Origin of the sequence: Bacillus sp. YP1 (genome assembly GCF_000877815.1) — a bacterium.
In the GTDB taxonomy this organism is placed as follows: Bacteria; Bacillota; Bacilli; order Bacillales; family Bacillaceae; genus Bacillus; species Bacillus subtilis.
Genome location: NZ_CP010014.1, coordinates 3,290,800 through 3,303,761 on the forward strand (window position 1 = coordinate 3,290,800; position 12,962 = coordinate 3,303,761).

Below are 12,962 nucleotides of genomic sequence, written 5' to 3' on the forward strand. Positions count from 1 at the left end.
GGTTTCTTTGTTTAACGGGCTGTTAGATAGAATTTCGATTGGTCCGATTGTATAAATAGATCTACTTTCTTCTTTATTTTAAAGCACCATAGCTTTTTTTCAATATTTTTACTGCAAAAGTACACACTGACATCCTTTTTCGGAACCAATGTGGTTTTATAAGAATTAATGGATAAAACAATATTGGTGTTTTGTAAATAAGCCGGAGCAAACTTTTGCTGAACGAGATTCCGATCAACCTGTATCACTGTCCCATCAGCTGAACTGATTTGATTTTTTATTGGGATTAAAAACTCTTGGTTTTTGCATTCGAGCAATAATAAAGATTGCTTCGGAAAAAACAATTGGCTTCCAGGAAATACGAACGTTAAATGCTGGTCCGAATCATTATCTCTGAATTCGACTTTCAGAACTTCCTGCTTTCTGATATCCACCGACAAATTATCATAGGTTTTAGTAAAGTACGGCCGTGCGCTGAAAGCATATTCCCCGTTATTCCCAATATATTTAGCATGTTTTGAATAAGGATACGGTTCTCTGCTGCTGCCAATTCGGACGCGTTTTTTATAGCCGTCTATCCCCGATTCAATAAAGAAATCCCAAACACCAATATCTTCTTCATGAATAGCCAAATCAGTAAACTTCGTGAGAAATTCAAATTCTCCGTCCTTGGAATACACTGGAGAGATGATTTTTTCAGTTTTTCTATCACGGTGCACCCAAATGCCGTATAAAGTTTGCATAGCTTGATGCTCTGGTTGTAAAGCCGTGTGGGTAACCGAGCCTCTTAATGTGAAAGTGTTGTCCTTCATTTGAAATTCGCTCACGTAATGACTGATTTTGTTTCTGTCATCAACAATCCGTTCATTCTCTGCCAAATGATATGAGATAAGGCTGGGATAGTTTGCTATGATATGACCATTTTTAACTGACGTATATTGGGCCATATTTTCTTTATCAGCTTCAAACTGCTTCAAGCCCTTTAGGTCATTATGGCGTACAAAGTGTAATTTTAACCGCGTATGAGAATGAACAAGCTTATCAATTTCTCGTGGTATATTTTGTTCAACAAAATGATGCAGCTCTGTCATCCATGTTTGCTGCTCCCGTTCGTCCTCGATTGTTACGGTAAAGTCCGTTGTTCTGGAAAAATCAAAATGACGATTTAAAAACTTCGCCATAAACTTCATTTTGCGATTATGTGAAAGACGGCTATTACGAATCATATCTATGATTACCTTCATTGCGCCATAGTAGCTTTGAGGCGCAACGTATGCAAACGTCATATGCTCGCCGTCATGCTGTACAGCATAGTAATAATCATAATCGGCCAAGACAGAAATTTTGTCCGCTTCTAAATAAGCCTGCATGACAAATACCTGATCCTCCGTAGCCTGTATATTAGAGGGGAAATATATGTCATGCATTCTAAGCAGTGAAACTTTAAAAAGTTTTGTCGGTCCTATTGAGTAAACAAGCGGAGATTTTACAAGATCCGCCTCAGGTTTCGTTTCCTTAAAAATAGCTTGCGGGACCGATCTGCCGTTTACACCGACCATTTTCCCAAGCACAATATCTGAATCATGCTGTTTTGCAAATTGATACATTCTCTCAAACGCTTCGATTCCTACATAATCATCGGAATCAATAAAAAAAATGTATTCACCGTTCGCAGCACGTATCGCCTGGTTTCGCGGCTCTCCCGGCCCTCCCGAGTTTTTTTCTCGTTCTATAACCGTTATATTAGAATACTGTTCACTGTACTTTTTTAATATTGAAACCGTGCCATCCTGAGAACAATCATCTACACAAATAATTTCGTACTCATTATTCGGCATGGTTTGTTGAACCAGACTATCCAGGCAGCGGGAGATAAAATGTTCTGAGTTGTATGTGGGTACTGCTGCAGTAATTTTCACCATGACACCTCTATCCTTATCCGCTTCTATTTCATTCACAAAAGCTCATATAATGAACAAAAACAGTATAAAAAAGCACTATTTCGTCATTTCAAATACTTCTTCCCATCTTTCAAATAATCGGGCTTCACTATATTCAGTATCCATTAAGTTCTTTGCGTTTTTTCCGTATTGAATGGCTCTCTCAGGGTTGTCGTACAAATAAATGATACTTTCAGCAAGCATGTCAATATTATCAGGTTCTACAAGCATTCCCGTTTCGTGTTCTTTTATGAGCTCCCTCGGGCTGTATTTCACATCAAAACTGACAACAGGGGTTGCGCACGAAAACGATTCACAAATCGCGAGACTAAACCCCTCAAATTTTGATGTTAATAATGTGGCAAGCGCCTGCTGATAAAATGGAGCAGGATTTGCGACATACCCTTTTAAATGTACATTATCTAACTTAAGATCATCGATCAATTGCTGGTATTCCTTATGGCCGGGACCACTGCCATATATATCCAGGACAATATCCGGCCGGGATTTTTTTACGATTCCCATTGCTTTTATGACCTTATCGATCCCTTTTTCCTCATGATATCTGGCCACCATGACAAACTCGTTTTTCTTTTTTTCATACGTTTGTAATTTTTCAAGCCTTCTTGGTGCATGAGGAATAACAAAAATATTATTGTTCGACTCAAAATCCTTCATGATATCTTCTTTTTGTTCATTCGTTAATACGATCAGCCCGTCATAATCCTTAATATGCTCCATCGCATATTGATGATTGTTTCGAACTTTGCTGCCTAACGTATAAGGATAATCTAAATGATTTGAGTGAACACAGTAAAATCGTTTTGCCAATCCTGCACGCATTTCATTTACTTTTGAAGCACTTCCGACTCCATCACAGATGATAATAGGGTCCTTTTCTTTCTCACATAACGTTTCAAGCCAATGTGTATGAAACTGGTGCTTGTTTTTGAAAAATACAGCTTCCTTTTCATCACGGCCAAACAGCATAACTCCTTGACTGGCTCCTGTTTTAAAATGGTACCATTCTGTTAAATAACAGAAACCGTCGGGTGCTGTGTAGTGAATTTGATTGATTTTTCCGCTTCTTGTATCGAATATCACAGTTTTATTTACATAACCGCCATGAAAGAATTCTCGCTTTGTCATTTGCATATTTTCATTGAAATGATCTACATATAAAAGATTATCCGACTCATCCCATTTTTTCTTTTTTATATATAAGCCATTCTTGAAGTATTCCGTTTCTAATTTTTCCTCATTATGATGCGCAGCATATGGTTCTTCAAAGCGATTACAATTTTGATCATAGTAACTTTGTTGCACTTCCCCAATTTTTATATGCTTATGCTGATTTTTATAGTCATCATAAATATTGAGGATATTTACATCAGCATGCAGCCTTCCAGCGCTCTTCAGCACTTGCTCAATCTGATCATAATTGTCTTTATAATCAAGTGTAACCAAATCGATTTTATGGCCGCGCTCCGCAAATGTAAAAGATCTTGACATCATAGAGCTTGTAATGCCGCCTTTTTCAATGTCTATTTCATATATTAGTGAAAAGATCCTTCTCATCTTCAAGCTCCTTCTTCTGGTAAAACCTTGTCTGCTATTTTTTCACAAACAGCCGTTTCATTAATTTTCTCCGAAATCCCTCGGCAGTCTGAACACGCAAATAATTATTTTCTTTTTCTAAAGTAACTTGCCAGCCTGAAATACTTTGTTCTGATAATGGAATTTCCTTTGAACCGGTTATTCGCACACCTGATGCAAAGAAGCTATTATCCCACTCGGAACAGAGATGCAATTCAATGGTAGACAACTGATCTAATACAGAGTGAACACGAAGTGTACCGCTTACGGTAAATATTAGTTCTTCCTCGCTGTTTACTTTTGCGTTAAACGTGCTTTCAGTGCCGCTCTTTTTATTTTTTAACTTCCAATACATTTTATGGCGGCCAATAGCATGGGGAGGAATGCAGCCTTTAAATTCAACCTTGGCTGACAAATATAAATCGGATTTTGATTGCCATTCTGCCATTAACAGCTCAACATTCATATCCTTCAATTGATTATTAAATGGCACCTGATCTATTAGTTTGTCCACAAAACGCTTGCGGGTAAACGGCTCTTCAGAAACGTAATAAATATTTGTGCGAGGCCCCGTATTTTTAATTATGTCATGATATCTCTTCAAGGAAGGAACCACGAAAGCATCAAGGTGGCCTATTTCCTTTTCAGGGTTTTCCAACATCTCATTCGTCTCTATAAAACCTAGATACATGGAAGAATATTCAACTGAAAGAGATTTTAATGTAGTATATAACTCAACTTCAGAAGTCATAAATAAATAATCCGCTTCCTTTATCAAGCGGCTCAGAAAATAACGGGAAAGTTCATTTTCTGAATACAATACACTGACTATATTCTCTTTTTCGTCAAAAATGACAATTTTTTCAGTTGTTCCATCATTCTTATACCATTTTGTCATATAACAAGTGCCATCTGCCCTTAAATAAAGATGCTGCTTCGGTTTGTTAGTGTCCAGATCCATGTACATTAAGCTGTGTACATATCCAGACAAATCATATTCTTCCCTTTTAAATCTTTGCCTGCTTTCATTAAAGTAATCAATGACAGCAAGTTCTCCTGATGCTGTAAACCTTTGATATTTGATATAACGTCCATTATTGTAATAACGATAAATTGGCTTATTTGGTTCTTGAATATATGTTAAACCTTCTTGTTCAATCGGATGCTTGATTTTATCTTTCTGAGGTTCAGAACCTTTAAAGTAGCTGTACATATTAATAACAGCAGTATCTTTAAAAGAAGAAGGCCCATTGGGCTCATGATGTAAAGTGACAATTTCCATTGGATAATTCCAATCGATCGTATTGATACTAAACTTTTTTGCAGCATTCAGCTCTTGACAAACAAATGCTAATTTTGGAGTAGAAACCTTAATTGTCATCATCTATTTATTACCTTTCGAATAAATTCGTACAGTCACATTTTCAGAACTACATTATATCACTTTTGCTGAGCAGGCTCTAGAGATGAAGAAGCTGTTATATTTCTTGAAATACCGGATCAGGTGAAACTGTTATATCTATCAATTAATGATATTTTTTTGTATTTCCTCGACCCCAAAGTCACTGAATTGACTCTTGTTTAATATTGGTTTTTCTTATATGATTAAATGTGTTTAACAGAATGAAAATAGGGTATTGATGAGAAAAGAAACTCAAACATTTTAAATACTCAGCATTCAAAAGAGTGACCCTAAATCTGTTCTTAAGGAAGGTGCTTTGAAATTGAAAAAAGTACGTAAAGCCATAATCCCTGCCGCAGGTCTCGGAACGAGATTCTTGCCGGCTACGAAAGCAATGCCGAAAGAAATGCTTCCTATCGTTGATAAACCTACCATTCAATACATAATTGAAGAAGCTGTTGAAGCCGGTATTGAAGATATTATTATCGTAACAGGAAAAAGCAAGCGTGCGATTGAGGATCATTTTGATTACTCTCCTGAGCTTGAAAGAAACCTAGAAGAAAAAGGAAAAACTGAGCTGCTTGAAAAAGTGAAAAAGGCTTCTAACCTGGCTGACATTCACTATATCCGCCAAAAAGAACCTAAAGGTCTCGGACATGCTGTCTGGTGCGCGCGCAACTTTATCGGCGATGAGCCGTTTGCGGTACTGCTTGGAGACGATATTGTTCAGGCTGAAACACCAGGGTTGCGCCAATTAATGGATGAATATGAAAAAACACTTTCTTCTATTATCGGTGTTCAGCAGGTGCCTGAAGAAGAAACACACCGCTACGGCATTATTGACCCGCTGACAAGTGAAGGCCGCCGTTATCAGGTGAAAAACTTCGTTGAAAAACCGCCTAAAGGCACAGCACCTTCTAATCTTGCCATCTTAGGCCGTTACGTATTCACGCCTGAGATCTTCATGTATTTAGAAGAGCAGCAGGTTGGCGCCGGCGGAGAAATTCAGCTCACAGACGCCATTCAAAAACTGAATGAAATTCAAAGAGTGTTTGCTTACGACTTTGAAGGCAAGCGTTATGATGTTGGTGAAAAGCTCGGCTTTATCACAACAACTCTAGAATTTGCGATGCAGGATAAAGAGCTTCGCGATCAGCTCGTTCCATTTATGGAAGGTTTACTAAACAAAGAAGAAATCTAAACAAAAAGGCTATTGGACATTCATCCAATAGCCTTTTTTTATTTCAACATCAAAGTCAGTGTATGCTCTTCATTATCAACTGCAAAAACCTGATCAGCTGTATTCACAAGAAAACGCTTCTTGCTGCTGTCATACAATACATCGCTATCACTTAAGGATAGTGACGCCGGGGTGATAGGAGAAATGTTATGAAAAATAAGCTCTGTTGCTTTATCATTCTCCAACACATAGCTGATTTTTTCATAATCAAAATCTAATGTTTTTCTGCCGTCAGCCGTATCCCCTTCAGTATATCCATTCAACTTGGATTGAATGCTGGTTCTGCTGTCTCCCAGGAATTTCAGAAAGTATTCATAGGAAGAAGCTGCGTTTTGCGAGACATAAGACGTAAATGCAGCGGCATGCAATTCAGCATGTTTCATGTTAGCTGCAACAGCGCTCTTTTTCACAAAATAAGACTGTCCGTTAAACTTTATTTTCGCTGCCTGTTTGCCTTTTGCAGCTACCGACACCTCTGTACCGAATGGCAGTGTAACGTCAGCCTTCTGTTTCAAACCCTGATCTTTATAAGCAGCCGCTTTTTCATTTGCTATAAACCCTTGCTTATTGACTGCGGTTAAGCGTTCATCTGACTTGCCCTTTGCATTGCCATGATGATTCTTCACTTCATTTTGCGGGATAGCACCAAACGAAGCAATTGTACGAAGCGGAGCATTAAAGAACATCGTTCCTGCCATGAATACAGTCAGGATAGACAAAATAGCAATTTGAACCGCATTAGCCAATGATTTCGGCTTTTTCTTCTTTTGGCGGAAACGGGCAAACGCTTCAGGATCTTCTTTCTTCCTCTCTTCCGTCTGCTCTTTTTTATATGTCTCTTTTTCTTTTTTAGACAGCTTATTAAACCAGTCAATAAACGCTTTATACTCTTTGACAACCGTTTTTGTTTCATCAAACATACGAAGCTCGCCATAGTGCATCCAAGCAACACGGTCACACATCTTTTCAATCTGACCGATTGAGTGGCTGACAAAGAAAATCGTTTTTCCTTGCTTTTTAAACTCATTTATTCTGTCTACACACTTCTGATAAAACGTTTGGTCCCCTACAGAAAGCGCTTCGTCAATAATTAAAATGTCAGGGTCAATATGCACGGAAATCGCAAAACCGAGACGCGATTTCATCCCGCTGGAATAGTTTTTAACCGGCTGATTAATAAAATCGCCAATCTCGGCAAATTCAACGATGCTGTCATACATATCATCAATTTCTTTATTGGTTAACCCCATCATCAAACACTTGAGCCGGACATTGTCCCGGCCCGTTAATTGGTTATTTAAACCGGCAGCAATCGCAATCAGCGACGGCTGGCCGTTCATTTCAATTTCACCGCTGGTCGGCGGAATAATTTTAGCCAGCAGGTTAGACATGGTTGATTTCCCTGATCCATTTATCCCTACAAAGCCGATTGTCTCTCCCTCATACACGTCAAAGGAGACATTCCGCACAGCAAAAAAACCATTATCCTTAGCCGGAAAAAACAATCCTTTTATCTTGTCCGATTGTTTTTTATACAAATGATATTGCTTTGAAACATTTCGAAACGAAACTTTTAGTTTCATCGTACAATCTCCTTACGTATTAAAGAAAGTCAACAAACTTGTCTCTGAATTTCATATGCAGAATAGAACCCACTAACAATAAAAGGAATGTGAACAGCCAGAAATACAGCGTGTACTTCATGTCTTGGAAAAACCATTTTCCGTCTAAGAAGCTGTTCCTAAATCCTTCTATCAGATAAAAAATCGGATTCAGCTTAAGCACAGGCAGAAGATTCGGGTGATTTTTCCCGAGCTGCTCTGAGATATTCCAAAAAATCGGAAGTAAAAAGAACAATAATCTGGTTACGGCCTGCAGCAGAAATTGATAATCTCTGACAAGCACACTGATTGTAGAGTTAAACAAGCTAAATGAAAACATAAACACAATCATACAGATTAAATAGTAAATATATTGTATCCAATGCAAGCTAGGGTAAACACCGCTTGCTAAAAGGACAATGACATAAACACCCATCATTACAAAATAACTAAATAAATTTGAAGCAATCACGACAGAAGGCAGTGAACTAATCGGAAAATTCATTTTCGCAACCATATTGATCCGTTTAAATACACTGTTTGATCCATCCAGAATCGTCGGGCTAATAAAAAACCACGGAATCAAACCAGCCAGCATCCAAACAATAAAAGGCACTTCTCCAATACCTGTTATGACTGGCTTGCTGTTACGAATCCCCATACCAAATACAAACCAATACGCCAGCATTTGAATGAGAGGATTGAGAAACTGCCATAATACGCCAAGATAATTCATCTGATACTGAGACTTTGTCTCATACGAAGCTAAGCGCAAAATTAAAGGAAACGATGTCACTTGCTCTTTTACGATTCTTACTAATGCATTCATTGTTTATCTTCCTTAGACTTAAATGATTTTTTGGATCTTTCGGTTAAAGAAATTTGAAAGCACCGGTGAATATTGTAACAGATGTTGAGGTTTTTTTCACTTTTAAAAAGTAAAGAGAAGTCCCTCAGAACTTCTCCTAACATTTTGAAGTGTCAATATAAAACAAACTACCCTCATTTAGCAACTTTATTATTATCTAATTCCAAAATAGCTTTATAAATACGATTCCTATTATTTTTATCAGTATATGCAAAAAAGTTATCTACTCTTTTTCTATACTTATCTTCCATACGACTATTGTTTTTCATATAATAGATAACTTTATCAACTAAGCTATTATGATCTTCTATTACATCACCAAACCCCATTTTTTTATAATCATAATAATCAAGTTTAAAATGGTATGATTTTTCGTATTGATAATAGATAACAGGTTTTTTCTCATATGCAAAATCAAACGCAACAGATGAAAAATCAGTAATCATTATATTAGAAGAATTAAATAGCATTTGATAGCTGCTGTTATAGTCGGCAAACTTCACATACTCATGCTTTTCAAAGTCTACAATCTGTTGCTGAATATCTGGGTGCGGAAAAAAAGTTATTTTATAATTATTTTTCTTAGCAAATTCGATTAGCCGTTCATCATTAATCAAAGCATTATACCTAGAAAAGTATTCACTATCTTTAAATTTCGGGTTGTACGGTCTTACTCCTTTTGCCTGATCTTTCGGTAATACAATATCTTTTCTCCAAGTCGGCATTATTAGAAGCTGCTTTTCTCCTTCACTCTTCTTAAGATTATCGTATCTTGGAAATCCACCCAACAAAATATTCTCTTTTTTATAGTTGTAATTCCCTTTCACAATAGACCGATATTCAGGTTTGGCAGAAGTGACTAATAATTTGATATTCTTACTGTATTTATTTAACCATTCAGAATGATCTGCCATTGTTATTCCATGCTGTAAAAAGACAAACTCAAAATTAAATAAATCTCTAAAATAAATCTCCATATTAAAAAATGGATTTACAACCCATATATCTGCATGTGTCGATATTACTTTGGAAGAGGATAAGGTTAAAATTTTATGTCTAAAAGATCTGTATGGTATAACCTTTCCATATTTTTTAATCCTGTTGTAATCCTTGCTATCTTTTTTTATTATAAAGTATTTTTTTACCCCATCATTCTTGCTGATTGCATATTTAAAGAGGTGCTCTGCATTATCATCAGCTTTATCTTGTCTGTCTATGAATAACCAAACTGGCTTCCTGTTAAAAATAGTAAAAACATGGTGTGCCACTCTTGCCAACATTGCCTTTTTAATAGCTGATTTTCGTTTCTTTGATTTATCTCCTAATTTATTAAGGGATTTTAAGAAACGAAATTCTTTTATAAATCTATTTTTAAAATTGTTTTGTTTGAACATTAGTTTTTTATAATTATAATAAAAGATATAATCCTTTTTAGCTGCATAAGCGTTAAATAGATCATTTGACAAACCTGAATACTTAAAGAATCGAAGTTTTGCCATTTTTCTTTTTTTACCTTTAGCTATAAAAAATTCAATATGGTGATTGCCATCAAGATAGCTTTTCGGAATATCTATAGAAAAACCAGGATATTTTTTTATTACTTCACCCAAACTTATATAATCGTTATGACTTCTTTTTATTTTCTTAGCTTTTATTTTAATTTCTCCAATTTTAGCATAAAAATTAAAGCCTTTAGAATTAAAAAGAGAGCTCCAAAATCCTTCAATATGAATAGAATCCTCATTTTCTTCTAAAATCTCAATAGTTAGAGTTTGATTCGATAACTTCGAAACAATTTTATCTGCTCTGAATAGATAATAATCTTGTTCAGTTTCTTTTTCATATACATACTTACTATAATTTTCACCGTGTTTTATTTTTAAAGCATGATATAGATAGAAATGGCTGACACTTTTTGTATTAATAATGACATCGTCGTCAATATACGATAATACTTCTCGTATCAATGTTAAAAATTCGCGGTATTCATTTTCGTCTAAAGGTGTTTCACTAATATCCTTAATCAATAATTTCCACTTCAAATCATGCATAACCATGTATTGAAGAAACAAAGGTATTTTCTGTTCATTATTTTTGGTGATATCGATTAAATTCTTGGAGAAAGTGATAAGTGAATGGTTAAACCAATTCTTATTTGCTTTAGCGGTCTGCATGGCAGACGATCCATCTTCTCTAACTCTATAATGATATTTTGCCTCCTTAACAAGACCATACTTTTTCTTTTGCGATATAATTAAATTAACTAGCTTAGCATCTTCACCTATTTTACAATTTTCATCAAACCTGATATTTTTCAAGGCATCATTTTTTATAAATGTAGAACAGCAATGAGTTAATATATGATGTGGTTCTTTTTCCACATCCAATATTCTCGTTGAAGAAAACTTATTATTTAGATTATGTTCTCCAGTTCTTCCTTCCTCAAAAAATATTGGGATTGCTACAATATCAATTTCATTTTTATGTTGGTTAAAGAAGTTTAAAACATTTTCGAATGTTTCTTCTGAAACTAAGTCATCTGGATCCAAAAATTGAATATATCTGCCTTCAGCATACTTTAAACCATAATTTCGGGCACTGCTCACTCCGCCATTCTGTTTCTTTACATATACAATATTTTTTGGATATTTTTGAGCATATTCTTTACAAATTATTTCACTTTTATCGGGGCTTTCATCATTCACAAGTATTAACTGAATATTCTCGAAGCCTATAGTCTGGTTAATAACGCTTTCTATTGCATCAGTTAGATATAACTCGACATTATAAATCGGCATTATAACACTGAAATCATAGTTAAAACTCTTTTCGTTCATAAAAGATTACTCCTAACAAAATGTTTATATGAATAAGAATCCGGGTAAATAAAAGTAAAAACAATTAGAGTGCTAAATTTTTGAAAAAACATAATTAATTTAGTAAAATGTATGAAAAGGATTCCTTACCTGTTTTTTAAAGTCTTTGTAAGAAAACTTTTAAATACGTTTACATGGTTAAGTTCTAAAGCATCATTTGGTGTTTTTAGGACAAAGTCAAATGCAAGGGCCCAAATAGGTATTTCTACAACAAAACCAGCATGTCTAAAATCTCTTAATTTATATCCCCATACTTCAATTGTTTTTTTCAGTTCTTTTCGTTTACATACTTTTAATCTATTAAAATATTTTATATATAATCTGTCATTTTCTTTCATCTCATAATACTGGTTAATAAAGTGCCCTGTTAATTCAATCCTAAACCCTTTTATTTTTGTCGAAGTAACAGTACATGAACTAAGCAGTACTCTTTCTTTTTTTATATTTTCAAGAGCTTCTGTATTTTCTTTTAATAAGTGAAACATAAATTCTTTATAGTACATCGGCATATCTTGCTCTTTTATAAATTGCGGATCAATAAATTTTAAAACTTTTATAAAATTATCAACAAAAACTTTTTGTTCTTGTTGATCTAAAACAGACTTATAAACATCTCTATAGTTCGGATATAAAAACAGTTTCATATGATATACAATTAAAAATTGCAGATAAGGCAAAACTATATCATATTTTTTTATTGAATCCATCAACAAAGTCATGTAACATTCATTCAACAAATATGTGTACCTTTTTTTGTTAAACCACGAACGATCAACTAATGAGTTCTGTTCTTTCCGTTTTCTATAAAAATACTTTCCTTCTGCAACTGCTCCGTATCTTTTTTCTTTCAGTAATAACTGATTAAAAAAGATAGCGTCTTCCCAAAACTTGATAGATTCATCAAACTGAACGGTACGATTTAGTGTATGTCTTCTGTAAAAAGTGCCGCCAATATAAAAGTGAATAGCTTTATAATCGTTGAGAATATTTATAACTCTTGTTCCTTTTTCAAATCTATTATTTAATTTATGTTCGCCTTCTTTTTCACCTGTGTAATAAACAGGTAATACCGCGATATTTACATCTTCGGAATCACAAAAAAAATCATAAACACTTTGCAGTGCATTTTGAGACAATGCATCGTCAGAATCAAGAAAACCAATAAATTTAGATTTTTCGCTTACATTTGATAATCCACAATTTCTTGCAGCAGAAGGTCCAGAGTTTTCAATTTTCATGATTTTAATATTATTAGGATATAGATTTTTAAAGGACTCACAAATTTGAGGGCTGCTGTCCACACTGCCATCATCTATTAATATCAGTTCTATATTTTCCTTAAATCCTATTGACTGGTTAATGACACTCTCTATTGAGTACCTTAAATAATTCTCAGAATTATATATTGGCATAATTATAGAAAACATGTTTGTACCTCT

The 12,962-nt window shown here is 34.8% G+C and carries 8 protein-coding genes; 1 reads left to right on the forward strand and 7 read right to left on the reverse strand.

Annotated features, from left to right (window positions below):
• Nucleotides 1-11: 11 nt before the first annotated feature.
• The 3 genes from QF06_RS16225 to QF06_RS16235 form a co-directional block, all read right to left on the reverse strand.
• Entirely contained in the window at nt 12-1,922 is a 1,911-nt protein-coding gene (locus tag QF06_RS16225; RefSeq protein ID WP_041850464.1) for a glycosyltransferase, read from the reverse strand.
• A gap of 75 nt (nt 1,923-1,997) precedes the next feature.
• Nucleotides 1,998-3,518, reverse strand: coding sequence for a glycosyltransferase (locus QF06_RS16230; protein WP_021480731.1), 1,521 nt, complete (start codon nt 3,516-3,518; stop codon nt 1,998-2,000).
• Between the two features lie 34 nt (nt 3,519-3,552).
• The gene (locus tag QF06_RS16235; protein ID WP_041850463.1) at nt 3,553-4,920 is read right to left on the reverse strand and encodes an alpha-glucosyltransferase N-terminal domain-containing protein; all 1,368 of its coding nucleotides are present in this window, start codon (nt 4,918-4,920) and stop codon (nt 3,553-3,555) included.
• Nucleotides 4,921-5,260: 340 nt separating this feature from the next.
• Between QF06_RS16235 and galU the strand changes: the two genes are divergently transcribed.
• Nucleotides 5,261-6,139: a UTP--glucose-1-phosphate uridylyltransferase GalU gene (gene galU / locus QF06_RS16240; protein ID WP_003227944.1), complete on the forward strand. Its 879-nt coding sequence runs from the start codon at nt 5,261-5,263 to the stop codon at nt 6,137-6,139.
• Nucleotides 6,140-6,177: 38 nt separating this feature from the next.
• Here the strand turns inward: galU and tagH are convergent, their stop codons facing one another.
• The 4 genes from tagH to QF06_RS16260 form a co-directional block, all read right to left on the reverse strand.
• On the reverse strand, nt 6,178-7,761 hold the full coding sequence (tagH, locus tag QF06_RS16245) for a teichoic acids export ABC transporter ATP-binding subunit TagH (protein WP_041850462.1): 1,584 nt from the start codon (nt 7,759-7,761) through the stop codon (nt 6,178-6,180).
• 19 nt (nt 7,762-7,780) lie between these two features.
• Nucleotides 7,781-8,608, reverse strand: a complete 828-nt coding sequence (gene tagG, locus QF06_RS16250) for a teichoic acids export ABC transporter permease subunit TagG (RefSeq protein WP_014665585.1) — start codon at nt 8,606-8,608, stop codon at nt 7,781-7,783.
• Between the two features lie 173 nt (nt 8,609-8,781).
• Nucleotides 8,782-11,484: a poly(glucosyl N-acetylgalactosamine 1-phosphate) glucosyltransferase gene (gene ggaB, locus QF06_RS16255; protein ID WP_038829884.1), complete on the reverse strand. Its 2,703-nt coding sequence runs from the start codon at nt 11,482-11,484 to the stop codon at nt 8,782-8,784.
• Nucleotides 11,485-11,609: 125 nt separating this feature from the next.
• A complete protein-coding gene (locus QF06_RS16260; protein WP_041850461.1) occupies nt 11,610-12,950 on the reverse strand; it encodes a glycosyltransferase family 2 protein in 1,341 nt (446 codons plus the stop codon).
• Between the last annotated feature and the right edge of the window lie 12 nt (nt 12,951-12,962).

Excerpts from the sequence above, each read along its gene's own strand:
- QF06_RS16225 (WP_041850464.1), bottom strand. The coding sequence starts at position 1,922 with ATGGTGAAAATTACTGCAGCAGTACCCACATACAACTCAGAACATTTT.
- QF06_RS16230 (WP_021480731.1), bottom strand. The coding sequence starts at position 3,518 with ATGAGAAGGATCTTTTCACTAATATATGAAATAGACATTGAAAAAGGC.
- QF06_RS16235 (WP_041850463.1), bottom strand. The coding sequence starts at position 4,920 with ATGATGACAATTAAGGTTTCTACTCCAAAATTAGCATTTGTTTGTCAA.
- tagH (WP_041850462.1), bottom strand. The coding sequence starts at position 7,761 with ATGAAACTAAAAGTTTCGTTTCGAAATGTTTCAAAGCAATATCATTTG.
- tagG (WP_014665585.1), bottom strand. The coding sequence starts at position 8,608 with ATGAATGCATTAGTAAGAATCGTAAAAGAGCAAGTGACATCGTTTCCT.
- ggaB (WP_038829884.1), bottom strand. The coding sequence starts at position 11,484 with ATGAACGAAAAGAGTTTTAACTATGATTTCAGTGTTATAATGCCGATT.
- QF06_RS16260 (WP_041850461.1), bottom strand. The coding sequence starts at position 12,950 with ATGTTTTCTATAATTATGCCAATATATAATTCTGAGAATTATTTAAGG.